This window comes from Pseudomonas sp. PSE1(2024), from assembly GCF_050990555.1.
GTDB lineage: Bacteria > Pseudomonadota > Gammaproteobacteria > Pseudomonadales > Pseudomonadaceae > Aquipseudomonas > Aquipseudomonas aphyarum.
On the sequence record NZ_CP158967.1, the window covers coordinates 4038888 to 4063454 of the forward strand.

The following is a 24567-nucleotide window of genomic DNA, read 5'->3' on the forward strand; positions in this document are numbered from 1 at the left end:
ATCACAAACCCCGGCCATGCGCCGGGGTTTGTGTTTCTGCCTTTCGCCCAGGAGATTCAATCAATGCAATGGCTCCCCCACGTCACCGTCGCCACCATCGTCGAGGACAACGGCCGCTTCCTGATGGTCGAGGAACACAAGGCCGGGCGAAACGTGCTCAATCAGCCCGCCGGCCATCTGGATCCGGACGAAACCCTGATCGAAGCCGCCGTGCGCGAAACCCTCGAAGAAACCGGCTGGGACGTCGAGCCCACTGCTGTGGTCGGCATTTATCTGTACACCGCCCCGAGCAACGGCGTGACTTACCAGCGCGTATGCTTCAGCGCCAAAGCCGTGAAACATCACCCGGATTATCAACTGGACGACGGCATCGTCGGCGCCAAGTGGCTGACCCGCGACGAATTATTGGCCCAGCGCGACAACTGGCGCAGCGAGCTGATCATCCGTTGCATCGATGATTATCTGGCCGGCAATCGCTTCGGCCTCGAACTGATCCGCCCTTCCCTTTAGCCTTGAGGCCGTGAGCCTGATAGAATCGCGTCCTTTTTCAAGACACTCATTGAATCCCTATGCGTGATCCAGCCCCTTCTGACACATCCAAGAAGCGCGTCATTGTCGGCATGTCCGGCGGCGTGGACTCTTCCGTTTCCGCTCTCCTGCTGATCGAGCAGGGCTATGAAGTGGAAGGCCTGTTCATGAAGAACTGGGAAGAAGACGACGGAACGGAATACTGCACCGCCATGGACGATCTGGCGGATGCCCAGGCTGTGTGCGACAAGATCGGTATCAAGCTGCACACCGCCAACTTCGCCGCCGAGTACTGGGACAACGTGTTCGAGCACTTCCTGGCCGAATACAAGGCCGGCCGCACGCCGAACCCGGATATCCTGTGCAACCGCGAGATCAAGTTCAAGGCGTTCCTCGACTACGCCATGATGCTCGGCGCTGACCTGATCGCTACCGGTCACTACGTGCGTCGCCGCGACATCGATGGCCGCACCGAGCTGCTCAAGGGCCTGGATCCGAACAAGGATCAGAGCTATTTCCTGCACGCCGTCGGCGGCGAACAGATCGCCAAGACCCTGTTCCCGGTCGGCGAGCTGGAAAAACCGGAAGTCCGTGCAATTGCCGAGAAATACGAACTGGCGACCGCCAAGAAGAAGGATTCCACCGGGATCTGCTTCATCGGCGAGCGTCGCTTCAGCGATTTCCTCAAGCAATACCTGCCGGCGCAACCGGGCGAGATCAAGACTACCGAAGGCGAAGTCATCGGCCGCCACCACGGTTTGATGTACCACACCATCGGCCAGCGTCAGGGCCTGGGCATCGGTGGCCTGAAAGACGCCGGCGACGAGCCGTGGTACGTGCTTCGCAAGGATCTGGACACCAACGAGCTGATCGTCGGCCAGGGCAACAACCATCCGTGGCTGTTCTCCAGCGCCCTGCTCGCTTCGGAAATCTATTGGGTCAACCCGATCGACTTGAGCCAGCCACTGCGCCTGACCGCCAAGGTTCGTTATCGCCAGAGCGATCAGGCCTGCACGCTGGAAAAAACCGAGACCGGTTATCGCGCCGTGTTCGACGAGCCGCAACGCGCGGTCACGCCGGGCCAGTCGGTGGTGTTCTATGACGGTGAAATCTGCCTCGGTGGCGGCGTGATCGAAGTCGCCGAGCCGTGGAGCGGCCAGGCATGAGCCCGACTCAGGAGCAATTGACCGCTCTGGGCGGCGTGTTTCTCGCCGCCGTGCTGGTCGACCGGATCGCCAAGACCGGTCAGACCAACGAGGCCGGCCTGAGCTGCATGCTCGGCAGCCTGCTGGTTCGCGACCCGAAAGACACGCTGGATGTTTACGGCGGCGACGACATCAACCTGCGCGAGGGTTACCGCGCGCTGATCGGCGCCCTCGAGCGCGACCCGAGCACCTTGCAGCGCGAACCGCTGCGCTACGCCCTGTCGATGCTCGGCCTTGAGCGACAACTGGCCAAGCGCAACGACATGCTCGACGTGATCGGCAAGCGCTTGCCGCAGATCCAGTCGCAGGTCGAGCATTTCGGCCCGGCCCACGAAAACGTGATCGCGGCCTGCGGTGCGCTGTATCAGGACACCCTGAGCACGCTGCGCCAACGCATTCAGGTGCATGGCGACATGCGCAACCTGCAGCAACCGAGCAACGCCTCGAAGATCCGTGCCCTGCTGCTCGCCGGCATTCGTTCGGCACGCCTGTGGCGTCAGCTCGGCGGCCATCGCTGGCAGCTGGTCGTGAGCCGACGCAAATTGCTCAAAGAGCTGTATCCGTTGATGCGCAGCGAGTAAATCGCCGCGCAATAAAAGCTTTGTAGTCTGTAACGCGTAATACGCCGGTCAGTTGGCGACGGACCGGCGGATTTTTTCATGTATGATACGCGCCCCATTTCGTTGCCCGACTGTCCGAGAACACCCCATGCAGCTCTCTTCGCTCACTGCGGTTTCCCCTGTTGACGGCCGCTACGCCGGCAAAACCCAGGCCCTGCGCCCAATTTTCAGCGAGTACGGTCTGATCCGTGCCCGCGTTCTGGTTGAAGTGCGCTGGCTCCAGCGCCTGGCCGCTCACGCCGGCATCCCGGAAGTGCCAGCCTTCTCCGCCGAAGCCAACGCCGTTCTGAATGAACTGGCCGAAAACTTCTCGCTGGAGCACGCCGAGCGCGTGAAAGAGATCGAGCGCACCACCAACCACGACGTAAAAGCGATCGAATACCTGCTCAAAGAGCAAGCGGCCAAGCTGCCAGAGCTGGCCAAGGTCAGCGAATTCATCCACTTCGCCTGCACCAGCGAGGACATCAACAACCTGTCCCACGCCCTGATGCTGCGCGAAGGCCGTGACGACGTGATGCTGCCGCTGATGCGCCAGACTGCCAACGCCATCCGCGAACTGGCCATCCGCTTCGCCGACGTGCCGATGCTGTCGCGTACCCACGGTCAGCCGGCTTCGCCGACCACCCTGGGTAAAGAGCTGGCGAACGTGGTTTACCGTCTCGAGCGTCAGATCGCTCAGGTCGCTGCCGTTCCGCTGCTGGGCAAGATCAACGGCGCTGTCGGCAACTACAACGCTCACCTGTCGGCCTACCCGCAGATCGACTGGGAAGCCAACGCCCGCGCCTTCATCGAAGACGAGCTGGGTCTGGGCTTCAACCCGTACACCACGCAGATCGAGCCGCACGACTACATCGCCGAGCTGTTCGACGCCATTGCGCGCTTCAACACCATCCTGATCGACTTTGACCGTGACATCTGGGGCTACATCTCCCTGGGCTACTTCAAGCAGCGCACCATCGCCGGCGAAATCGGTTCGTCGACCATGCCGCACAAGGTCAACCCGATCGACTTCGAAAACTCCGAAGGCAACCTGGGCATCGCCAACGCGCTGTTCCAGCACCTGGCGAGCAAACTGCCGATCTCCCGCTGGCAGCGCGACCTGACCGACTCCACCGTTCTGCGTAACCTCGGTGTCGGCTTCGCCCACAGCGTGATCGCGTACGAAGCGAGCCTCAAAGGCATCAGCAAGCTCGAGCTGAACGCTGACAAGATCGCTGCCGATCTGGACGCTTGCTGGGAAGTCCTGGCCGAGCCGATCCAGACCGTGATGCGCCGCTACAACATCGAAAATCCGTACGAGAAGCTGAAAGAACTGACTCGCGGCAAGGGCATCAGCCCTGAAGCGCTGCAGACTTTCATCGATGGCCTGGACATGCCGGCCGCTGCGAAAGCCGAGCTCAAGCAACTGACCCCGGCCAACTACATCGGCAACGCTGTAGCGCAAGCCAAACGCATCTGATCGACTGCTTGACCCGTTTGAGACGCCCGGCCGCGCCGGGCGTTTTTATTCCCGTCTGAAAAATGCTTTTTTTCAATAGGTTACATATGAATCCCGATATTCCTCTTCAACTTCTGGGTGGTCTTACGGCGCGCGAATTCATGCGCGATTACTGGCAGAAAAAACCACTGCTGATCCGTCAGGCGATTCCTGATTTCGAAAGCCCGATCGACGCCGACGAACTCGCCGGCCTGGCCCTGGAAGAGGAAGTTGAATCGCGCCTGGTGATCGAGCACGGCGAGCGTCCATGGGAACTGCGTCGCGGCCCGTTCGCCGAAGACGAATTCAGCAAACTGCCGGAGCGCGAGTGGACCCTGCTGGTGCAGGCGGTCGATCAGTTCGTGCCGGAAGTCAGCGAGCTGCTGGAAAACTTCCGCTTCCTGCCGAGCTGGCGCGTCGACGACGTGATGATCAGCTTCGCCGCCCCGGGTGGCAGCGTCGGCCCGCACTTCGACAACTACGACGTGTTCCTGCTGCAAGGCCACGGCAAGCGCAACTGGAAAATCGGCCAGATGTGCGACTCCGAAAGCCCGCTGCTGCAACACGCGGACCTGCGCATCCTCGCCGAATTCAACGAGACCGAAGAGTGGGTCCTGGAACCGGGCGACATGCTCTACCTGCCGCCGCGTCTGGCCCACTGCGGCGTTGCCGTCGATGACTGCATGACCTACTCGGTCGGCTTCCGCGCACCAAGCGCCGCTGAAGTGCTGACCCACTTCACCGACTTCCTCAGCCAGTTCCTGACTGACGAAGAGCGCTACACCGACGCCGACGCCAAGCCGGTCAGCGATGATCCACATCAGATCCAGCACGATGCACTCGGCCGCCTGAAAGCCCTGCTCGCCGAGCACATGAGCGACGAACGCCTGCTGCTGACCTGGTTCGGCCAGTACATGACCGAGCCGCGTTATCCAGAGCTGGTGGTCGGCCCGGAAGAAGTCGAGGAAGAAGACCTTCTTGGAGCACTCGAAGACGGCGCCATCCTGATCCGCAACCCGAGCGCGCGCCTGGCGTGGTCGGACGTCGATGATGATCTGCTGCTGTTCGCCAGCGGCCAGAGCCGTTACCTGCCGGGCAAGCTGCGCGAACTGCTGAAGCTGATCTGCTCTGCCGACGCCCTGCACACCGACAACCTCGGTGACTGGCTGAGCGACGAAGACGGTCGCGGCCTGCTGTGCGAACTGGTCAAACAGGGAAGCCTGGGGTTCGCCGACGATGAATAAGATTCGCGTACGTGTTGCAGACTGGCAAAAGGACAACGCCGAGATCCGCCGCATTCGCGAAACGGTGTTCATTGCCGAACAATCAGTTCCACCCGAGCTTGAGTGGGACGCTGATGACGCCACGGCGGTGCATTTCCTGGCTTTCGAAGGCGACTTTCCGATCGGCACCGCCCGCCTCTTGCCCGACGGGCATGTCGGCCGGGTTTCGGTGCTGAAGGACTGGCGCGGCCTGAAGGTCGGCGATGCGCTGATGCAAGCGGTGATTGCCGAAGCGGAAGCTCGCGGCCTGAAGCAGCAGATGCTCAGCGCCCAGGTGCAGGCCACGGCGTTCTATGAGCGCCTGGGTTTCAACCTGGTCAGCGAGGAATTCCTGGAAGCAGGGATTCCGCATGTCGACATGGTTCGTCACTCAGCTTAAGACCGAGGCGCCGATCGTTCCCACGCTCTGCGTGGGAATGCCTCTCGGGACGCTCCGCGTCCCTTGCGGCATGTGACGCAGAGCGTCACTGGCTGCATTCCCACGCGGAGCGTGGGAACGATCACGTAAAACGCCCCGCCATCTCACGATGCCGGGGCGTTTTGCTGTCTACGATTCAACTTGCCCCACCCCGGGCCGACAAACTGGCAATATCAAGCCTTTCGAAAGCGGAGATAACGGACATGTCCCTACGCACCCTGCTCACCACCCTGCTGCTCGGCTGCAGTTTTTCGGTGATGGCAGCCACAGAAATCGTGCCCCTCAAATACCACACCAGCGCCGACATGCTGCCGGTGGCACAGGACTTCATCGGCAAGGACGGCCAGGTCAGCGCCTATGGCAACCAACTGATCGTCAAGGCCGAGCCCGGCAAGATCGAAGAACTCAAGGACCTGCTCTCGCAGCTCGACACCGCGCCCAAGCGCCTGCTGATCACGGTCGACACCAACGAAAACAACGGCCGTGGCGATGAAGGCTATTCGGTCAACGGCGCGCAAACCCGTATCATCAGTCGCAGCACTTCCAGCCGTGACGGCGGCATTCAGCAGATCCAGGCCAGCGAAGGTGCACCGGCGCTGATCCAGGTCGGCCAGAGCGTGCCGATCACCAGCAGCCAGACCAACTCCTACGGCGATTACAGCAGCCAGACTCAATATCGCAACGTCACACAGGGCTTTTACGTCACCGCCAGCGTCACCGGCGAAACCGTTCACCTGGCGATCAGTACCAACCGTGACCGCATGAGCCAGGAACGTCCCGATGTAGTGAACGTGCAAAGCACCGACACAACTGTCACCGGGCGACTGGGCGAATGGATCACCCTCGCCGGCGTGAACCGCCAGACCCAGGCCGACAAACAGGGCCTGGCCCGCAGCTACTCGACTCAAGGCCGGGATGACATGACGTTGCGGGTGAAAGTCGACACGTTGGACTAAAGCACCAAAAACTGACTGATTAGTCGTATTAGACGAAAGATGTAGTGCTTGAAAAAAAGCACTACAAAACGTTTGACGAGCCAAAAAAGCGAAGGCATGATGGCCTCGCTCCCGCTAATCAGAGGCCCTGGCAAGGGCCTTCGAAGCGATGCTCGCAACCATCCCCGCGAGCCGTTTCGTGTCTGTACCGCCCACAAGGTGTGTTTGACGAGGTTGCCGACTGGAACGAAGTTGTCCCGAGGGACGGAAGCGTAATTAGGTAACCCGGCTTTACACTGTAGTTCGTATAAAGGCCCACGACGCCCGAATGCGCCCGCCAGTTCGCCTTTACCTGCTCACTTCCCCTCGAGCCCATCGTTCATCCCGTCGCCTGCCCCGCCGAACCCGACCTGACCACCTAAGCTTCTGGTCAGCGAGCGCAAGGAATTTTCCACCGCAGAACAACTTTTCATAAAGACGCGACGAGGTTTATCTCCATGGCACTGACACGCGAACAGCAAATTGCAGCCCTTGAAAAAGACTGGGCTGAAAACCCGCGCTGGAAAGGCGTGACTCGCAATTACTCCGCTGCTGACGTCGTCCGTCTGCGTGGCTCGGTTCAACCAGAGCACACCTTTGCAAAAATGGGCGCCGAAAAACTGTGGAACCTGGTCACCCAGGGTGCCAAGCCGTCCTTCCGCCCAGAGAAAGATTTCGTCAACTGCATGGGCGCCCTGACCGGCGGCCAGGCTGTGCAGCAGGTCAAAGCCGGTATCCAGGCAATCTACCTGTCGGGCTGGCAAGTCGCTGCGGACAACAACTCCGCCGAATCGATGTACCCGGACCAGTCGCTGTACCCGGTGGACTCGGTTCCAACCGTGGTCAAGCGCATCAACAACTCGTTCCGTCGTGCCGACCAGATCCAGTGGAAAGCCGGCAAGAACCCGGGCGACGAAGGCTACATCGACTACTTCGCGCCAATCGTGGCTGACGCCGAAGCCGGTTTCGGCGGCGTACTGAACGCCTACGAGCTGATGAAGAGCATGATCGAAGCAGGCGCCGCCGGCGTTCACTTCGAAGACCAGCTGGCTTCCGTGAAGAAATGCGGCCACATGGGCGGCAAGGTTCTGGTTCCAACCCAGGAAGCCGTGCAAAAGCTGACCGCAGCTCGTCTGGCTGCCGACGTTGCCGGTGTACCGACCATCATTCTGGCCCGTACCGACGCCAACGCTGCCGACCTGCTGACTTCCGACTGCGACCCGTATGACAAGCCGTTCGTAACCGGCGATCGTACTCAGGAAGGCTTCTACAAGGTTCGTGCAGGTCTGGACCAGGCAATCGCCCGTGGCCTGGCCTACGCGCCGTACGCCGACCTGATCTGGTGCGAAACCGCCAAGCCGGACCTGGACGAAGCCCGTCGTTTCGCCGAAGCGATCAAGAAGGAATACCCGGACCAGATCCTGTCGTACAACTGCTCGCCTTCCTTCAACTGGAAGAAAAACCTGGACGACGCGACCATCGCCAAGTTCCAGCGCGAACTGTCCGCCATGGGTTACAAGCACCAGTTCATCACCCTGGCCGGCATTCACAACATGTGGCACAGCATGTTCAACCTGGCGCACGACTACGCCCGCAACGACATGACTGCCTACGTTAAGCTGCAAGAGCAGGAATTCGCTGACGCCGCCAAGGGTTACACCTTCGTGGCTCACCAGCAGGAAGTGGGCACTGGCTACTTCGACGACATGACCACCGTGATCCAGGGCGGCACGTCCTCGGTGACCGCGCTGACCGGTTCGACCGAAGAAGAACAGTTCCACTGATCGACTTCGCCTGAGCGAACGGCCTTTGCGGACCGTATAGAAAGCTAACCGCATTGCCGAAAAACTGACGCCCCGACTGGTTCGGGGCGTTTTTTTGCCTGCGGTTTTCCAGGCACCTCAGGAATTGGCACAGCCTGTCAGGCAAAACATTGATCCAGAGCGGTATCCGCATCGCAAAAATCGGCTAAAACGGGCCCCGCTGCAACTTGCAGTAACGCGCATATAAGACAACTTCCCAACTACTGACCCGTTAAACAGTTACCAAACCACTCCAAACGATATTAATTATCATTTAGCGGCAACTATGTTCGTTACATTTCCTACAAAACATAATTCGTGAAATCCCGGCTAATGCCCGCAACGCATGGGCTGCGGGCCCTTCGAGGTGCGCTATGTCCTTATTCCAATAAATAATTTCGCTATAGGAATTTTACTTGCAGGGTGTTTAGCCATAAAATCAGCGCGATTGATTGCTGCGACATATCGTCACTGCCTTATTTCTTTATCAAGCTCAGAGACCTTTGCTCTCTGTTAAGGATTTCCAGCATGCCCGAAGCGACAGGACTCATGGCCCACAACTGGGGCTTTGCCATTTTCCTTCTGGGTGTAGTCGGCCTGTGTGCCTTCATGCTCGGCGTCTCCAGCCTCCTCGGGTCAAAAGCCTGGGGCCGCAGCAAAAACGAACCGTTCGAGTCCGGCATGCTACCTACCGGTGGCGCCCGCTTGCGGCTCTCAGCCAAATTCTATCTGGTCGCGATGCTCTTCGTGATCTTCGATATCGAAGCCCTCTTTCTCTTTGCATGGTCTGTGTCCGTCCGCGAAAGCGGCTGGACCGGATTCGTCGAAGCTCTCGTTTTCATAGCAATTCTGTTGGCAGGTCTTGTCTACCTGTTCCGAGTGGGCGCCCTTGACTGGGCTCCGGAAGCTCGTCGCAAGCGGCAGGCGAAGCTGAAACAATGAGGCTTTGGCAATGCAATACAATCTCACCAGAATCGACCCCGATGCTCCTAACGAGCAGTATCCGATCGGCCAGCGGGAAACCGTTTCCGATCCGTTAGAAGATCAAGTCCACAAAAACATTTTCATGGGCAAGCTGGAAGACGTGCTGAGTGGCGCGGTCAACTGGGGACGTAAGAACTCCCTGTGGCCGTACAACTTCGGTCTGTCGTGCTGCTACGTGGAAATGACCACCGCCTTCACGGCGCCCCACGACATCGCGCGCTTCGGCGCCGAAGTTATCCGGGCATCACCGCGTCAGGCCGACTTCATGGTTATCGCAGGGACCTGCTTCATCAAGATGGCGCCGATCATTCAGCGCCTGTACGAGCAGATGCTCGAGCCCAAGTGGGTGATCTCGATGGGTTCGTGCGCCAACTCCGGCGGCATGTACGACATCTACTCCGTGGTTCAGGGGGTGGACAAGTTCCTGCCCGTTGACGTCTACGTACCTGGCTGCCCGCCCCGTCCAGAAGCATTTCTGCAAGGCTTGATGCTGTTGCAGGAATCCATTGGCCAGGAGCGTCGCCCACTTTCCTGGGTCGTTGGCGATCAAGGCGTTTATCGCGCCGACATGCCTTCGCAGAAGGAACAGCGCCGCGAACAGCGAATCGCAGTCACCAACCTGCGCAGCCCTGACGAAGTCTGATCCAGTCTGTTTCAAAGAAACGAGAAGCTGGCTTCATTCTTTACGTTGACCGAAAGCGAAAAAATAACCATGACTACAGGCAGTGCTCTGTACATCCCGCCTTATAAGGCAGACGACCAGGATGTGGTCGTCGAACTGAACAACCGTTTTGGCGCCGAAGCGTTCACCGCTCAGCCGACCCGCACCGGCATGCCGGTGCTGTGGGTGGCGCGCGCCAAGCTCGTCGAAGTCCTGACCTTCCTGCGCAACCTGCCCAAGCCGTACGTCATGCTCTATGACCTGCACGGCGTGGACGAGCGTCTGCGCACCAAGCGTCAAGGGCTGCCGAGCGGTGCCGATTTCACCGTGTTCTATCACCTCATGTCGCTGGAACGTAATAGTGACGTGATGATCAAGGTCGCCTTGTCCGAGAGCGACCTCAGCTTGCCGACCGTCACCAGCATCTGGCCGAACGCCAACTGGTACGAGCGTGAAGTCTGGGACATGTACGGCATCGACTTCAAAGGTCACCCGCACCTGTCGCGCATCATGATGCCGCCGACCTGGGAAGGTCACCCGCTGCGCAAGGACTTCCCGGCGCGCGCCACCGAATTCGATCCGTTCAGCCTGAACCTGGCCAAGCAACAGCTTGAGGAAGAAGCCGCGCGCTTCCGTCCTGAAGACTGGGGCATGAAGCGTTCCGGGGCGAACGAGGACTACATGTTCCTCAACCTGGGTCCGAACCACCCTTCGGCTCACGGTGCGTTCCGCATCATCCTGCAACTGGACGGCGAAGAGATCGTCGACTGCGTTCCGGACATCGGTTACCACCACCGTGGTGCCGAGAAGATGGCCGAGCGTCAGTCCTGGCACAGCTTCATTCCGTACACCGACCGTATCGACTACCTCGGCGGCGTGATGAACAACCTGCCGTACGTGCTCTCGGTCGAGAAGCTGGCCGGCATCAAGGTGCCCGAGAAGGTCGACGTCATCCGCATCATGATGGCCGAGTTCTTCCGGATCACCAGCCACCTGCTCTTCCTGGGTACCTACATCCAGGACGTCGGCGCCATGACCCCGGTGTTCTTCACCTTCACCGACCGCCAGAAGGCGTACACGGTGATCGAAGCCATCACCGGTTTCCGTCTGCACCCAGCCTGGTACCGCATCGGTGGCGTCGCCCACGACCTGCCACGCGGCTGGGAAAAACTGGTGAAGGACTTCGTTGAATGGCTGCCGAAGCGCCTCGACGAATACACCAAGGCCGCCCTGCAGAACAGCATCCTCAAGGGTCGTACCATCGGCGTTGCCCAGTACAACACCAAAGAGGCCCTGGAATGGGGCGTCACCGGTGCCGGCCTGCGTTCCACCGGTTGCGACTTCGACCTGCGTAAAGCGCGTCCGTACTCCGGCTACGAGAACTTCGAGTTCGAAGTACCGCTGGCTGCCAACGGCGATGCCTACGACCGCTGCATGGTTCGCGTCGAAGAGATGCGCCAGAGCGTCAAGATCATCGACCAGTGCCTGCGCAACATGCCGGAAGGCCCGTACAAGGCGGATCACCCGCTGACCACGCCGCCGCCGAAAGAGCGCACGCTGCAGCACATCGAAACCTTGATCACGCACTTCCTGCAGGTTTCGTGGGGCCCGGTCATGCCGGCCAACGAATCCTTCCAGATGATCGAAGCGACCAAGGGCATCAACAGTTATTACCTGACGAGCGACGGCGGCACCATGAGCTACCGTACCCGGATCCGTACTCCGAGCTTCCCGCATCTGCAACAGATCCCTTCGGTGATCAAAGGCAGCATGGTCGCGGACCTGATTGCGTACCTGGGTAGTATCGATTTCGTTATGGCCGACGTGGACCGCTAAGCATGAACAGCACGCTTATCCAGACAGACCGTTTCACCTTGAGTGAAACCGAGCGCTCGGCCATCGAGCACGAGCTGCATCACTACGAAGACCCGCGCGCGGCGTCGATCGAAGCCCTGAAGATCGTTCAGAAGGAACGCGGCTGGGTGCCGGACGGCGCTCTGTACGCCATCGGCGAGATCCTCGGCATCCCGGCCAGCGATGTTGAAGGCGTGGCCACGTTCTACAGCCAGATCTTCCGTCAGCCGGTCGGCCGTCACATCATTCGCGTCTGCGACAGCATGGTCTGCTACATCGGCGGCCACGAGTCGGTGGTCAGCGAGATCCAGAACAACCTGGGTATCGGCCTGGGCCAGACCACCGCCGACGGTCGTTTCACCCTGCTGCCGGTCTGCTGCCTCGGCAACTGCGACAAGGCACCGGCGCTGATGATCGATGACGACACCTTTGGCGATGTCCAGCCTGCCGGCGTCGCCAAACTGCTCGAGGGCTACGTATGACCCTGACTTCTTTCGGCCCGGCCAACCGCATCCAGCGTTCGGCCGAGACCCACCCGCTGACCTGGCGCCTGCGTGACGACGGCGAAGCCGTGTGGCTCGACGAGTACCAGGCCAAGAACGGTTACGCCGCTGCGCGCAAGGCCTTCGCCGACATGGATCAGGACGCCATCGTCCAGACCGTGAAAGACGCCGGCCTCAAGGGTCGCGGCGGTGCAGGCTTCCCCACTGGCGTGAAGTGGGGCCTGATGCCAAAGGACGAATCCATCAACATCCGCTACCTGCTGTGCAACGCGGATGAAATGGAGCCGAACACCTGGAAAGACCGCATGCTGATGGAGCAACTGCCCCATCTGCTGATCGAAGGCATGCTGATCAGTGCCCGCGCGCTGAAAACCTACCGTGGCTACATCTTCCTGCGGGGCGAGTACACCACCGCCGCCAAGCACCTGAACCGTGCCGTGGAAGAAGCCAAGGCAGCGGGCCTGCTGGGCAAGAACATTCTGGGCAGCGGCTTCGATTTCGAGTTGTTCGTCCACACCGGCGCCGGGCGTTACATCTGCGGTGAAGAAACCGCACTGATCAACTCCCTCGAAGGTCGCCGCGCCAACCCGCGCTCCAAGCCACCCTTCCCTGCCGCCGTTGGCGTGTGGGGCAAGCCGACCTGCGTGAACAACGTTGAAACCCTGTGCAACGTGCCGGCGATCATCGCCGACGGCGTGGACTGGTACAAATCGTTGGCCCGCGACGGCAGCGAAGACATGGGCACCAAGCTCATGGGCTTCTCCGGCAAGGTCAAGAACCCTGGCCTGTGGGAACTGCCATTCGGCGTGACCGGTCGCGAACTGTTCGAAGACTACGCCGGCGGCATGCGCGACGGCTTCAAGCTGAAAGCCTGGCAGCCAGGCGGCGCCGGTACCGGTTTCCTGTTGCCTGAACACCTCGACGCACAAATGTACGCCGGCGGCATCGCCAAGGTGGGCACCCGTATGGGTACCGGCCTGGCCATGGCGGTGGACGACAGCGTCAACATGGTGTCCCTGCTGCGCAACATGGAGCAGTTCTTCGCTCGCGAATCCTGTGGTTTCTGCACACCTTGCCGTGATGGTTTGCCATGGAGCGTCAAGCTGCTGATGGCCATCGAACAGGGCCGCGGCCAGCCAGGCGACATCGAGACCCTGCTGGGTCTGGTCAACTTCCTCGGCCCGGGCAAGACCTTCTGTGCTCACGCACCGGGTGCCGTGGAGCCGTTGGGCAGTGCCATCAAATACTTCCGTCCAGAGTTCGAAGCCGGTATCGCGCCCGCAAGCGCCGCCGTCCCGCCTCTGGCGAAGCCGATCGTAGTCGGCGCGTAAACGCTTAAAAAAGGCGAAGGGTCCGTGCCCTTCGCCTTTCGTCCGATGACGCCTTTCGGGGCTGACTGGATTCGGACGGATAACAAGATTCCATTAGCCACGCCCGCTGACACCGGGCCAACGAAGACCTTTGAACCATGGCCACTATCCACGTAGACGGCAAAGCGCTCGAAGTCGACGGGGCAGACAACCTGTTACAGGCATGTCTGTCGCTGGGCCTCGACATCCCTTATTTCTGCTGGCACCCCGCGCTTGGTAGCGTCGGGGCCTGCCGCCAGTGCGCGGTCAAGCAGTACACCGACGAGAACGACACCCGTGGTCGCATCGTCATGTCCTGCATGACGCCTGCCACCGACAACACCTGGATCTCCATCGACGATGAAGAATCCAAGGCGTTCCGCGCCAGTGTTGTTGAATGGCTGATGACCAACCACCCGCACGACTGCCCGGTCTGCGAAGAAGGCGGTCACTGCCACCTGCAAGACATGACCGTGATGACCGGCCACAACGAGCGCCGTTATCGCTTCACCAAGCGTACCCACCAGAACCAGCAACTGGGCCCGTTCATTTCCCACGAAATGAACCGCTGCATCGCCTGCTACCGCTGCGTGCGTTTCTACAAGGACTACGCCGGCGGCACCGACCTCGGTGTATTCGGCGCCCACGACAACGTGTACTTCGGTCGCGTTGAAGACGGCACGCTGGAAAGCGAGTTCTCCGGCAACCTCACCGAGGTCTGCCCGACCGGTGTGTTCACCGACAAGACTCACTCCGAACGCTACAACCGCAAGTGGGACATGCAGTTCTCGCCGAGCATCTGCCATGGCTGCTCGAGCGGTTGCAACATCTCCCCGGGCGAACGTTACGGCGAACTGCGTCGCATCGAAAACCGTTACAACGGTTCGGTGAACCAGTACTTCCTGTGCGACCGTGGCCGTTTCGGTTATGGCTACGTCAACCGCACCGACCGTCCACGTCAGCCACTGCTGGCCGACGGCACCAAGCTTGGGCTGGATGCTGCGCTGGACAAAGCCGCCGACCTGCTGCGCGGTCGCAACATCGTCGGTATCGGTTCGCCGCGTGCCAGCCTCGAAAGCAACTACGCGTTGCGTGAACTGGTGGGCGCCGAGCACTTCTACTCCGGTATCGAAGCCTCCGAGCTGGAACGCATCCGTCTGGTCCTGCAAGTGCTGAAAGACAGCCCGCTGCCAGTGCCGAACATGCGCGACATCGAAGACCACGACGCCGTGTTCGTCCTCGGTGAAGACCTGACCCAGACCGCCGCCCGTATGGCCCTGGCCCTGCGTCAGTCGGTAAAAGGCAAGGCCGAAGACATGGCCGAAGCCATGCGCGTTCAGCCTTGGCTCGACGCTGCGGTTAAGAACATCGGTCAGCACGAGCTGAACCCGCTGTTCATCGCCAGCCTGGCTGAAACCAAGCTCGACGATATCGCCGAAGAGTGTGTACACGCCGCTCCAGACGATCTGGCGCGCATCGGTTTCGCCGTGGCTCACGCCCTGGACGCCAGCGCACCGGCCGTTGAAGGTCTGGACGCCGAAGCCCTGGAACTGGCCAAGCGCATCGCCGATGCACTGCTCGCTGCCAAGCGTCCGCTGATCATCGCCGGTACTTCGCTGGGCTCCAAAGCCTTGATCGAAGCCGCGGCGAACATCGCCAAGGCCCTGAAGCTGCGCGAGAAGAACGGTTCGATCAGCCTGATCGTGCCGGAAGCCAACAGCCTCGGCCTGGCCATGCTCGGTGGCGAATCGGTTGATGCCGCGCTGCAAGCGGTCATCGACGGCAAGGCCGACGCCATCGTCGTGCTGGAAAACGATCTGTACACCCGTACCGCCAAGGCCAAGGTCGATGCGGCACTGAACGCTGCGAAAGTGGTGATCGTTGCCGACCATCAGAAGACCGCTACCAGCGACCGCGCGCATCTGGTTCTGCCAGCCGCCAGCTTCGCTGAAGGCGACGGTACGCTGGTCAGCCAGGAAGGTCGCGCCCAGCGCTTCTTCCAGGTTTTCGACCCGCAATACATGGACGCGAACATTCTGGTCCACGAAGGCTGGCGCTGGCTGCATGCCCTGCGCGCCACCCTGCTGAACCAGCCGATCGACTGGACGCAACTCGACCACGTGACCGCTGCCGTTGCTTCGAGCACCACGCAACTGGCCCGTATCGTCGACGCCGCACCGTCCGCCTCGTTCCGCATCAAGGGTCTGAAACTGGCGCGTGAGCCGCTGCGTTATTCCGGTCGCACCGCGATGCGCGCCGATATCAGCGTTCACGAACCACGCACCCCGCAAGACAAGGACACCGCGTTCGCCTTCTCGATGGAAGGTTACTCGGGCTCCGCCGAACCGCGTCAGCAAGTGCCGTTCGCCTGGTCGCCGGGCTGGAACTCGCCGCAAGCCTGGAACAAGTTCCAGGACGAAGTCGGTGGTCACCTGCGCGCTGGCGATCCGGGCACCCGCCTGATTGAAAGCACCGGTGATTCGCTGAACTGGTTCGCCAGTGTTCCGCGCGCGTTCAACCCGGCCCAAGGCACCTGGCAAGCCGTGCCGTTCTACCACCTGTTCGGCAGCGACGAGAACTCGTCGAAAGCCGCTCCGGTCCAGGAACGCATCCCGGCTGCCTACGTGGCACTGGCCAAGTCCGAAGCGGATCGCCTGGGCGTCAACGACGGCGCACTGCTGAGCCTCAATGTTGCCGGCCAGACCCTGCGTCTGCCGCTGCGCATCAATGAAGAGCTGGGCGCTGGCCTGGTTGCACTGCCGGCCGGTCTGGCAGGCATTCCGCCGGCGATTTTCGGCCAAACCGTTGATGGTCTGCAGGAGGCAGCGCAATGACCTGGTTCACCCCTGAAGTGATCGATGTGATCCTGACGGTCATCAAGGCCATCGTGATCCTGCTGGCCGTGGTGGTCGCAGGCGCGTTGCTCAGCTTTGTCGAGCGTCGCCTGCTGGGCTGGTGGCAGGACCGTTACGGTCCGAACCGCGTTGGCCCGTTCGGCATGTTCCAGATCGCGGCCGACATGCTGAAGATGTTCTTCAAGGAAGACTGGACCCCGCCGTTTGCCGACAAGGTGATCTTCACCCTGGCACCGGTGGTGGCCATGTCCGCCCTGCTGATCGCCTTCGCGATCATCCCGATCACCCCGACCTGGGGCGTGGCGGATCTGAACATCGGCCTGCTGTTCTTCTTCGCCATGGCGGGTCTTTCGGTCTACGCGGTGCTGTTCGCCGGCTGGTCGAGCAACAACAAGTTCGCCCTGTTGGGCAGCTTGCGTGCCTCGGCGCAGACCGTGTCCTACGAAGTGTTCATGGGCCTGGCCCTGATGGGCATCGTGGTGCAGGTCGGCTCGTTCAACATGCGCGATATCGTCGAGTACCAGGCGCAGAACCTGTGGTTCATCATTCCGCAGTTCTTCGGCTTCTGTACCTTCTTCATCGCTGGCGTGGCCGTGACTCACCGTCACCCGTTCGACCAGCCGGAAGCGGAACAGGAACTGGCCGACGGTTACCACATTGAATACGCCGGTATGAAATGGGGCATGTTCTTCGTCGGTGAATACATCGGCATCATCCTGATCTCGGCGCTGCTGGTCACCCTGTTCTTCGGTGGCTGGCACGGTCCGTTCGGCATCCTGCCGCAACTGTCCTTCGTCTGGTTCGCACTGAAGACCGCGTTCTTCATCATGCTGTTCATCCTGCTGCGCGCTTCCATCCCGCGTCCGCGTTATGACCAGGTGATGGATTTCAGCTGGAAATTCTGCCTGCCACTGACCCTGATCAATTTGCTGGTGACCGCTGCAATCGTGTTGTGGAACACGCCTGCGGTTGCGGTTCAGTGAGGATTTGACCCATGTTCAAATATATTGGCGACATCGTTAAGGGTACCGGTACCCAGTTGCGCAGCCTGGTGATGGTCTTCGGCCATGGCTTTCGCAAGCGCGACACCCTGCAATACCCGGAAGAGCCGGTCTACCTGCCACCACGCTACCGTGGTCGCATCGTCTTGACCCGCGACCCCGATGGCGAAGAACGCTGCGTGGCTTGCAACCTGTGCGCCGTGGCCTGCCCGGTGGGTTGCATCTCGCTGCAGAAAGCTGAAACCGAAGACGGTCGCTGGTACCCGGACTTCTTCCGTATCAACTTCTCGCGCTGCATTTTCTGCGGTCTCTGCGAGGAAGCCTGCCCGACCACCGCGATCCAGCTGACCCCGGATTTCGAGATGGCCGAGTTCAAACGTCAGGACCTGGTGTACGAGAAAGAAGATCTTTTGATCTCCGGCCCCGGCAAAAACCCTGATTACAACTTCTATCGTGTTGCTGGTATGGCCGTTGCGGGCAAGCCGAAAGGCGCCGCACAAAACGAAGCCGAGCCGATCAACGTGAAGAGCTTGCTGCCTTAAGGAAGAACGATGGAATTCGCTTTCTATTTCGCATCGGGTATCGCTGTTGTGTCCACACTGCGTGTGGTCACCAACACCAATCCTGTGCACGCCCTGCTCTACCTGATCATTTCGTTGATCGCCGTGGCCATGACCTTCTTCGCACTCGGCGCTCCGTTCGCCGGCGTGCTGGAAGTGATCGCCTACGCTGGCGCCATCATGGTGCTGTTCGTGTTCGTGGTGATGATGCTGAACCTGGGCCCGGCCTCGGTTCAGCAGGAACGCACCTGGCTCAAGCCCGGGATCTGGGCAGGGCCGGTGATTCTCGCCGCCCTGCTGCTGGCCGAACTGCTGTATGTGCTGTTCGCTCACCAGAGCGGTCAGGCCATCGGCCACACCACCGTCGATGCAAAAGCCGTGGGCATCAGCCTGTTCGGTCCGTATCTGCTGGTGGTCGAACTCGCCTCGATGCTGCTGCTCGCTGCAGCCGTCACGGCGTTCCATTTGGGCCGCAACGAGGCGAAGGAGTAAGACATGCCTGCTATCCCTCTCGAACATGGTTTAGCCGTTGCCGGCATCCTGTTCTGCCTTGGTCTGGTCGGCCTGATGGTCCGCCGCAACATTTTGTTCGTGTTGATGAGTCTGGAAGTGATGATGAACGCCTCTGCACTGGCCTTCATCGTTGCGGGCGCCCGCTGGGCGCAACCGGATGGACAGATCATGTTCATCCTGGTGATCAGCCTTGCAGCCGCCGAAGCCAGTATTGGCCTGGCGATCCTGCTGCAACTGTATCGCCGCTTCCACACGCTCGATATCGACGCTGCCAGTGAGATGCGCGGATGAACCTACTCTTTCTGACTTTCGTATTCCCTCTGATCGGGTTCCTGTTGCTGTCGTTCTCGCGCGGCCGCTTCTCGGAAAACCTGTCGGCGCTGATCGGTGTCGGCTCCATCGGCCTGTCTGCCATCGTCGCGGCCTACGTGATCTGGCAATTCAACGTCGCGCCACCGGAAGGTGGCGTCTACACCCAGGTGCTGTGGCGCTGGATGTCGGTGGAAGGTTTCCAGCCTAACTTCGCGCTGTACCTGGATGGTCTGTCCGTGACCATGCTCGGTGTAGTCGTCGGTGTCGGCTTCCTGATCCACCTGTTTGCCTCCTGGTACATGCGTGGCGAAGACGGTTACTCGCGCTTCTTCTCGTACACCAACCTGTTTATCGCCAGCATGCTGTTCCTGATCCTCGGCGATAACCTGCTGTTCATCTACTTCGGTTGGGAAGGCGTGGGCCTGTGCTCGTACCTGTTGATCGGTTTCTACTACAGCAACCGCAACAACGGTAACGCCGCACTGAAAGCCTTCATCGTCACCCGTATCGGTGACGTGTTCATGGCGATCGGCCTGTTCATCCTGTTCCAGCAACTGGGCACGCTGAACGTCCAGGAATTGCTGGTGAAGGCGCCTGAGCACTTCAAGGTCGGTGATTTCTGGATCGTGCTGGCAACCCTGATGCTGCTGGGTGGTGCGGTCGGTAAATCGGCGCAACTGCCGCTGCAAACCTGGCTTGCGGACGCGATGGCCGGCCCTACCCCGGTTTCGGCACTGATCCACGCCGCAACCATGGTGACTGCCGGTGTCTACCTGATCGCCCGTACCCACGGTCTGTTCGCCCTGGCGCCGGACATCCTGCATCTCGTGGGAATCGTCGGTGGTGTGACCCTGGTTCTGGCAGGTTTTGCCGCACTGGTTCAAACCGACATCAAACGTATCCTCGCCTACTCGACCATGAGCCAGATCGGCTACATGTTCCTGGCGCTGGGCGTTGGCGCCTGGGAAGGCGCGATCTTCCACCTGATGACCCACGCCTTCTTCAAGGCCCTGCTGTTCCTTGCTTCCGGTGCGGTGATCGTTGCCTGCCACCACGAGCAGAACATCTTCAAGATGGGCGGCCTGTGGAAGAAACTGCCGCTGGCCTACGCCAGCTTCATCGTCGGTGGTGCCGCTCTGGCCGCCCTGCCGCTGGTGACCGCAGGTTTCTACTCCAAGGACGAAATCCTCTGGGAAGCGTTCGCCAGCGGCAACCACGGTCTGCTTTACGCAGGTCTGGTCGGCGCATTCATGACGTCGCTGTACACCTTCCGCCTGATCTTCATCGCGTTCCATGGTGAAGCCAAGACCGAAGCCCACGCCGGTCACGGCATCGCTCACTGGCTGCCGCTGTCGGTGCTGATCGTGCTGTCGACCTTCGTCGGCGCCATGATCGTTCCACCGCTGCACGGCGTACTGCCCGAGAGCGTTGGCCATGCCGGTGGCGAAGCCAAGCACAGTCTGGAAATCGCCTCGGGCGCCATCGCCCTGGCCGGTATCCTGCTGGCGGCCCTGCTGTTCCTCGGCAAGCGTCGCTTCGTGACCGCGATCGCCAACAGCGGCATCGGCCGTCTCCTTTCGGCCTGGTGGTTCGCTGCCTGGGGCTTCGACTGGATCTACGACAAACTGTTCGTGAAGCCGTACCTTGCGATCAGCCACATGCTGCGCAAAGACCCGCTCGACCAGACCATCGGTCTGATCCCGCGCATGGCCAAGGGTGGTCACACCGCCCTGAGCCGTACCGAAACCGGTCAACTGCGTTGGTACGCTGCTTCGATGGCTGCTGGTGCCGTGTTGGTCATCGGCGCTGTCGTGCTGGTAGCGGTCTGATATGAACCTTGCGAATTTGCGAAAGGAAACGAGCCCGTCATGATTCTGCCTTGGCTAATCCTGATCCCCTTCATCGGCGGCCTGCTGTGCTGGATGGGTGAGCGCTTCGGCGCTACCCTCCCCCGCTGGATTGCGCTGTTGACCATGACCCTGGAACTCGCCCTCGGCCTCTGGCTGTGGGCCCACGGTGACTATTCATTTGCTCCGGCGCCTGGCGCCGATCCGACCTGGGCGCTTGAGTTCAAGCACGTCTGGATCCAGCGCTTCGGCATCAACGTGCACCTGGCCCTCGACGGCCTGTCGCTGCTGATGATCCTGCTGACCGGTCTGCTGGGTATCCTGTCGGTACTCTGCTCGTGGAAAGAGATTCAACGTCACGTTGGCTTCTTCCACCTGAACCTGATGTGGATCCTGGGCGGCGTTGTCGGCGTGTTCCTCGCCCTCGACCTGTTCATGTTCTTCTTCTTCTGGGAAATGATGCTGGTGCCGATGTACTTCCTCATCGCGCTCTGGGGTCACAGTTCTTCGGACGGCAAGAAAACCCGGATCTACGCAGCGACCAAGTTCTTCATCTTCACTCAGGCTTCCGGCCTGATCATGCTGGTGGCGATTCTCGGTCTGGTCCTGGTCAACTACAACAGCACCGGCGTGATCACCTTCAACTACGCCGATCTGTTGAAGACCAAGATGTCGATGACCACCGAGTACATCCTGATGCTCGGCTTCTTCATCGCCTTCGCGGTCAAGCTGCCAGTGGTTCCGTTCCACTCCTGGCTGCCTGACGCTCACGCCCAGGCACCGACTGCAGGTTCCGTCGACCTCGCCGGTATCTTGCTGAAAACCGCGGCCTACGGTCTGCTGCGTTTCGCCCTGCCGCTGTTCCCGAACGCCTCGGCCGAGTTCGCGCCGATCGCCATGACCCTCGGTCTGATCGGGATCTTCTACGGTGCGTTCCTCGCTTTCGCGCAAACCGACATCAAGCGTCTGATCGCCTTCTCGTCCGTTTCCCACATGGGCTTCGTACTGATCGGCATCTACTCCGGCAGCCAACTGGCGCTGCAAGGCGCTGTGATCCAGATGCTGGCGCACGGTCTGTCGGCGGCGGCACTGTTTATCCTCAGCGGTCAGCTGTACGAGCGTCTGCATACTCGTGACATGCGTGAGATGGGCGGTCTGTGGTCGCGTATCGCTTACCTGCCGGCGATCAGCCTGTTCTTCGCAGCCGCCTCTCTGGGTCTGCCGGGCACCGGTAACTTCGTCGGCGAGTTCCTGATCCTGATCGGTACGTTCGCCAGTGCTCCATGGATCACCGCGATTGCCACCTCCGGTCTGGTGTTCGGTTCGGTCTACTCGCTGATCATGATCCACCGCGCTTACTTCGGTCCGTCCAAATCGGATTCGATCCTGCACGGCATGGACGGTCGCGAACTGATCATGGTGCTGGGCCTTGCGGTACTGCTGATTTACCTCGGCGTCTACCCGCAACCGTTCCTCGACACTTCTGCCGCCACGATGCATGGCGTGCAGCAGTGGCTCGGCACCGCCTTCACTCAACTCGCTTCGGCCCGGTAAGAGCGCTATGGAATTCACGATTCAACACTTTATTGCGCTTGCGCCACTGTTGATCACCAGCCTCACCATTATCGTGGTGATGCTGGCAATCGCCTGGCGCCGCAACCACTCGCAGACCTTCCTGATTTCGGTGGCAGGTCTGAACCTGGCCTTGCTGTCGATCCTGCCAGCCCTGAAAGTCGCGCCTCTGGCCGTGACCCCGTTGCTGCAGATCGACACCTTTGCCTGCCTGTACATGGCGCTGATCCTGGTCGCCACCCTCGCTTGCGTCACCCTCGCCCACGCCTACCTCGGCGATGGCGGTTCGGGTTACCCGGGCAACCGTGAAGAACTGTATCTGCTGATCCTGATGGCCGCCGCCGGTGGCCTGGTTCTGGTCAGCGCGCAGCACCTGGCCGGCTTGTTCATCGGTCTGGAACTGCTGTCGGTGCCGGTCTACGGTCTGGTGGCCTACGCCTTCTTCAACAAGCGTTCGCTGGAAGCCGGCATCAAGTACATGGTGCTGTCGGCCGCCGGTTCCGCGTTCCTGCTGTTCGGTATGGCACTGCTGTACGCCGACTCGGGTTCGCTGAGCTTCGTCGGCATCGGTCAGGCACTGGCCGCGACCGGCCTGCCAAGCTCGCTGGCGCAACTGGGCCTGGGCATGATGCTGATCGGTCTGGCGTTCAAGCTGTCGCTGGTACCGTTCCACCTGTGGACGCCGGACGTGTACGAAGGTGCTCCGGCACCGGTGGCCGCGTTCCTCGCCACCGCTTCGAAAGTGGCCGTGTTCGCGGTCATGGTTCGTCTGTTCCAGATCTCCCCTGCTGCAAGCAGTGGCGTTCTGAGCAACGTGCTGACCATCATCGCCATCGCTTCGATCCTGTTCGGTAACCTGCTGGCCCTGACCCAGAGCAACCTCAAGCGTCTGCTCGGTTACTCGTCCATCGCGCACTTCGGCTACCTGCTGATCGCACTGGTGGCGAGCAAGGGTCTGGCCGTGGAAGCCATCGGCGTGTACCTGGTCACCTACGTGATCACCAGCCTCGGCGCCTTCGGCGTGATCACCCTGATGTCCTCGCCGTACAACGGCCGTGACGCAGATGCGCTGTACGAGTACCGCGGCCTGTTCTGGCGCCGTCCGTACCTGACCGCCGTACTGACCGTGATGATGCTGTCCCTGGCCGGTATCCCGCTGACCGCTGGCTTCATCGGCAAGTTCTACATCATCGCTACCGGTGTCGAGTCGCACCAATGGTGGCTGGTCGGCTCGCTGGTACTGGGCAGCGCCATCGGCGTCTTCTACTACCTGCGCGTGATGGTCACCCTGTACCTGATCGAACCAAACCTGCGCCGCCACGACGCCCAGCTGCACTGGGAACAGAAAGCAGGCGGCGTGATGCTGCTGGCAATCGCCCTTGTCGCGTTCTTCCTCGGCGTCTACCCACAACCGCTGCTGACCCTGGTTCAGCAATCGGGCCTGGCGGGCTGATCGCTCAGAGCGATAGCTGGCTACAAACAGAAACGGCACCTTCGGGTGCCGTTTTTGCGTCTAGACCGTCTTGAGTTTCTTCACCATCGGCACGCAGGCCAGTTGCAGACCTGAAGGCGATTGATAGATCGCACTCCCCTCCCCGACGTAACCGCAGCGCCGATAAAAATCAGCGGCATTCAACGTCGCATCCAGACAAACCTCTGCCAGCCCCAGATCCTTTGCCAGCGCTTCCAGAAAGTGCAGCACACGTTTACCCAGCCCGCGCTGCATGAAATCCGGATGGATGAAGATTGCGCCGATTTCGCGGTGCTCCAGATCGAGCATGCCGGTTGCCACGGGCTCCCCCTCAACGCAACCCAGATAGAAATGCTTTTGCATGAGCGTGTCATAACCGTCTGCTGCTGAGCCTTTTGTCCAGTCGAGCATTTGCTGCTCGCTGTAGGCACCGATGCATTGATGCCGGATCGCCAGTCGCCGAATCTCGAACGCTATCCCGGCATCGTCCGGTTCGGCTCTTTTCATTTCGAACATTTCTCTCTCCTTGAGCCATGTGCGGACGGGCAATGAAAAAGCCCCGTCCATTTCTGGCGGGGCTTTGGGTAACAACACGTCATTTGCCAGACATGCACGACCTTATGGCCCGCCGGAAGCGGTCATAGAGGAGCACATCATGGTCATTCGGTGTTGGGCAGTCATGGCTGGATAGTGCTGCGGATTGTTCCGACGCGTCAATCGCAGGCCACCTAACGAAATTGTAATTCCCCAATCACCTCCGCGTTATCTGCAGCCTGCA

At 60.6% G+C, this 24567-nt stretch carries 22 protein-coding genes; 21 read left to right on the forward strand and 1 reads right to left on the reverse strand.

Annotated features, from left to right (window positions below):
• Positions 1-63 precede the first annotated feature (63 nt).
• From ABTV87_RS18290 to nuoN, 21 genes are all read left to right on the forward strand, one after another.
• Positions 64-510, forward strand: coding sequence for an NUDIX hydrolase (locus tag ABTV87_RS18290; RefSeq protein WP_433898077.1), 447 nt, complete (start codon positions 64-66; stop codon positions 508-510).
• Positions 511-569: 59 nt separating this feature from the next.
• A complete protein-coding gene (mnmA, locus tag ABTV87_RS18295) occupies positions 570-1694 on the forward strand; it encodes a tRNA 2-thiouridine(34) synthase MnmA (protein ID WP_074688946.1) in 1125 nt (374 codons plus the stop codon).
• The gene (gene hflD / locus ABTV87_RS18300) at positions 1691-2314 is read left to right on the forward strand and encodes a high frequency lysogenization protein HflD (RefSeq protein WP_039767411.1); all 624 of its coding nucleotides are present in this window, start codon (positions 1691-1693) and stop codon (positions 2312-2314) included. Before mnmA ends, hflD begins: the two co-directional genes overlap by 4 nt.
• 127 nt (positions 2315-2441) lie before the next feature.
• Positions 2442-3812: an adenylosuccinate lyase gene (purB, locus tag ABTV87_RS18305; RefSeq protein ID WP_039767413.1), complete on the forward strand. Its 1371-nt coding sequence runs from the start codon at positions 2442-2444 to the stop codon at positions 3810-3812.
• Between the two features lie 86 nt (positions 3813-3898).
• The gene (locus ABTV87_RS18310; protein ID WP_085609248.1) at positions 3899-5074 is read left to right on the forward strand and encodes a cupin domain-containing protein; all 1176 of its coding nucleotides are present in this window, start codon (positions 3899-3901) and stop codon (positions 5072-5074) included.
• On the forward strand, positions 5067-5492 hold the full coding sequence (locus tag ABTV87_RS18315) for a GNAT family N-acetyltransferase (protein ID WP_007951452.1): 426 nt from the start codon (positions 5067-5069) through the stop codon (positions 5490-5492). The genes ABTV87_RS18310 and ABTV87_RS18315 overlap by 8 nt, the downstream gene beginning before the upstream one ends.
• A 242-nt stretch (positions 5493-5734) precedes the next feature.
• Positions 5735-6487: a secretin N-terminal domain-containing protein gene (locus ABTV87_RS18320; protein WP_433898078.1), complete on the forward strand. Its 753-nt coding sequence runs from the start codon at positions 5735-5737 to the stop codon at positions 6485-6487.
• 476 nt (positions 6488-6963) lie between these two features.
• Positions 6964-8289 (forward strand): isocitrate lyase, encoded by a 1326-nt coding sequence (gene aceA / locus ABTV87_RS18325; RefSeq protein ID WP_262161031.1) that lies wholly within the window; start codon positions 6964-6966, stop codon positions 8287-8289.
• A 546-nt stretch (positions 8290-8835) separates the two neighbouring features.
• Positions 8836-9249, forward strand: a complete 414-nt coding sequence (locus ABTV87_RS18330) for an NADH-quinone oxidoreductase subunit A (RefSeq protein ID WP_003223812.1) — start codon at positions 8836-8838, stop codon at positions 9247-9249.
• 10 nt (positions 9250-9259) lie between these two features.
• Positions 9260-9934, forward strand: coding sequence for a NuoB/complex I 20 kDa subunit family protein (locus tag ABTV87_RS18335; RefSeq protein WP_007951456.1), 675 nt, complete (start codon positions 9260-9262; stop codon positions 9932-9934).
• Positions 9935-10003: 69 nt separating this feature from the next.
• The gene (gene nuoC, locus ABTV87_RS18340) at positions 10004-11788 is read left to right on the forward strand and encodes an NADH-quinone oxidoreductase subunit C/D (protein ID WP_007951457.1); all 1785 of its coding nucleotides are present in this window, start codon (positions 10004-10006) and stop codon (positions 11786-11788) included.
• A gap of 2 nt (positions 11789-11790) precedes the next feature.
• Positions 11791-12288, forward strand: coding sequence for an NADH-quinone oxidoreductase subunit NuoE (gene nuoE, locus ABTV87_RS18345; RefSeq protein ID WP_003223804.1), 498 nt, complete (start codon positions 11791-11793; stop codon positions 12286-12288).
• Positions 12285-13640, forward strand: a complete 1356-nt coding sequence (gene nuoF / locus ABTV87_RS18350; protein ID WP_007951458.1) for an NADH-quinone oxidoreductase subunit NuoF — start codon at positions 12285-12287, stop codon at positions 13638-13640. Before nuoE ends, nuoF begins: the two co-directional genes overlap by 4 nt.
• Before the next feature lie 137 nt (positions 13641-13777).
• Entirely contained in the window at positions 13778-16492 is a 2715-nt protein-coding gene (gene nuoG / locus ABTV87_RS18355) for an NADH-quinone oxidoreductase subunit NuoG (protein ID WP_433898079.1), read from the forward strand.
• Complete coding sequence (gene nuoH / locus ABTV87_RS18360; RefSeq protein WP_007951460.1) at positions 16489-17496, forward strand: NADH-quinone oxidoreductase subunit NuoH; 1008 nt, start codon at positions 16489-16491, stop codon at positions 17494-17496. The genes nuoG and nuoH overlap by 4 nt, the downstream gene beginning before the upstream one ends.
• Before the next feature lie 11 nt (positions 17497-17507).
• Entirely contained in the window at positions 17508-18056 is a 549-nt protein-coding gene (gene nuoI / locus ABTV87_RS18365) for an NADH-quinone oxidoreductase subunit NuoI (RefSeq protein WP_007951461.1), read from the forward strand.
• 9 nt (positions 18057-18065) lie between these two features.
• Entirely contained in the window at positions 18066-18566 is a 501-nt protein-coding gene (gene nuoJ / locus ABTV87_RS18370; RefSeq protein WP_007951462.1) for an NADH-quinone oxidoreductase subunit J, read from the forward strand.
• Positions 18567-18569: 3 nt separating this feature from the next.
• A complete protein-coding gene (nuoK, locus tag ABTV87_RS18375) occupies positions 18570-18878 on the forward strand; it encodes an NADH-quinone oxidoreductase subunit NuoK (protein WP_003180046.1) in 309 nt (102 codons plus the stop codon).
• Positions 18875-20728: an NADH-quinone oxidoreductase subunit L gene (gene nuoL, locus ABTV87_RS18380; RefSeq protein ID WP_007951463.1), complete on the forward strand. Its 1854-nt coding sequence runs from the start codon at positions 18875-18877 to the stop codon at positions 20726-20728. Before nuoK ends, nuoL begins: the two co-directional genes overlap by 4 nt.
• A 39-nt stretch (positions 20729-20767) precedes the next feature.
• Positions 20768-22300 carry an NADH-quinone oxidoreductase subunit M gene (gene nuoM, locus ABTV87_RS18385; protein WP_007951464.1) on the forward strand — a complete coding sequence of 511 codons (1533 nt, stop codon included), beginning with the start codon at positions 20768-20770 and terminating at the stop codon, positions 22298-22300.
• Between the two features lie 7 nt (positions 22301-22307).
• Positions 22308-23771 (forward strand): NADH-quinone oxidoreductase subunit NuoN, encoded by a 1464-nt coding sequence (gene nuoN, locus ABTV87_RS18390; RefSeq protein WP_007951465.1) that lies wholly within the window; start codon positions 22308-22310, stop codon positions 23769-23771.
• A gap of 60 nt (positions 23772-23831) precedes the next feature.
• Here the strand turns inward: nuoN and ABTV87_RS18395 are convergent, their stop codons facing one another.
• Positions 23832-24305, reverse strand: a complete 474-nt coding sequence (locus tag ABTV87_RS18395; protein ID WP_085609245.1) for a GNAT family N-acetyltransferase — start codon at positions 24303-24305, stop codon at positions 23832-23834.
• Positions 24306-24567 lie beyond the last annotated feature (262 nt).

What these genes read in the sequence shown, in the direction of transcription:
- ABTV87_RS18290 (WP_433898077.1), top strand. Translation starts at nt 64, where the DNA reads ATGCAATGGCTCCCCCACGTCACCGTCGCCACCATCGTCGAGGACAAC.
- mnmA (WP_074688946.1), top strand. Translation starts at nt 570, where the DNA reads ATGCGTGATCCAGCCCCTTCTGACACATCCAAGAAGCGCGTCATTGTC.
- hflD (WP_039767411.1), top strand. Translation starts at nt 1,691, where the DNA reads ATGAGCCCGACTCAGGAGCAATTGACCGCTCTGGGCGGCGTGTTTCTC.
- purB (WP_039767413.1), top strand. Translation starts at nt 2,442, where the DNA reads ATGCAGCTCTCTTCGCTCACTGCGGTTTCCCCTGTTGACGGCCGCTAC.
- ABTV87_RS18310 (WP_085609248.1), top strand. Translation starts at nt 3,899, where the DNA reads ATGAATCCCGATATTCCTCTTCAACTTCTGGGTGGTCTTACGGCGCGC.
- ABTV87_RS18315 (WP_007951452.1), top strand. Translation starts at nt 5,067, where the DNA reads ATGAATAAGATTCGCGTACGTGTTGCAGACTGGCAAAAGGACAACGCC.
- ABTV87_RS18320 (WP_433898078.1), top strand. Translation starts at nt 5,735, where the DNA reads ATGTCCCTACGCACCCTGCTCACCACCCTGCTGCTCGGCTGCAGTTTT.
- aceA (WP_262161031.1), top strand. Translation starts at nt 6,964, where the DNA reads ATGGCACTGACACGCGAACAGCAAATTGCAGCCCTTGAAAAAGACTGG.
- ABTV87_RS18330 (WP_003223812.1), top strand. Translation starts at nt 8,836, where the DNA reads ATGCCCGAAGCGACAGGACTCATGGCCCACAACTGGGGCTTTGCCATT.
- ABTV87_RS18335 (WP_007951456.1), top strand. Translation starts at nt 9,260, where the DNA reads ATGCAATACAATCTCACCAGAATCGACCCCGATGCTCCTAACGAGCAG.
- nuoC (WP_007951457.1), top strand. Translation starts at nt 10,004, where the DNA reads ATGACTACAGGCAGTGCTCTGTACATCCCGCCTTATAAGGCAGACGAC.
- nuoE (WP_003223804.1), top strand. Translation starts at nt 11,791, where the DNA reads ATGAACAGCACGCTTATCCAGACAGACCGTTTCACCTTGAGTGAAACC.
- nuoF (WP_007951458.1), top strand. Translation starts at nt 12,285, where the DNA reads ATGACCCTGACTTCTTTCGGCCCGGCCAACCGCATCCAGCGTTCGGCC.
- nuoG (WP_433898079.1), top strand. Translation starts at nt 13,778, where the DNA reads ATGGCCACTATCCACGTAGACGGCAAAGCGCTCGAAGTCGACGGGGCA.
- nuoH (WP_007951460.1), top strand. Translation starts at nt 16,489, where the DNA reads ATGACCTGGTTCACCCCTGAAGTGATCGATGTGATCCTGACGGTCATC.
- nuoI (WP_007951461.1), top strand. Translation starts at nt 17,508, where the DNA reads ATGTTCAAATATATTGGCGACATCGTTAAGGGTACCGGTACCCAGTTG.
- nuoJ (WP_007951462.1), top strand. Translation starts at nt 18,066, where the DNA reads ATGGAATTCGCTTTCTATTTCGCATCGGGTATCGCTGTTGTGTCCACA.
- nuoK (WP_003180046.1), top strand. Translation starts at nt 18,570, where the DNA reads ATGCCTGCTATCCCTCTCGAACATGGTTTAGCCGTTGCCGGCATCCTG.
- nuoL (WP_007951463.1), top strand. Translation starts at nt 18,875, where the DNA reads ATGAACCTACTCTTTCTGACTTTCGTATTCCCTCTGATCGGGTTCCTG.
- nuoM (WP_007951464.1), top strand. Translation starts at nt 20,768, where the DNA reads ATGATTCTGCCTTGGCTAATCCTGATCCCCTTCATCGGCGGCCTGCTG.
- nuoN (WP_007951465.1), top strand. Translation starts at nt 22,308, where the DNA reads ATGGAATTCACGATTCAACACTTTATTGCGCTTGCGCCACTGTTGATC.
- ABTV87_RS18395 (WP_085609245.1), bottom strand. Translation starts at nt 24,305, where the DNA reads ATGTTCGAAATGAAAAGAGCCGAACCGGACGATGCCGGGATAGCGTTC.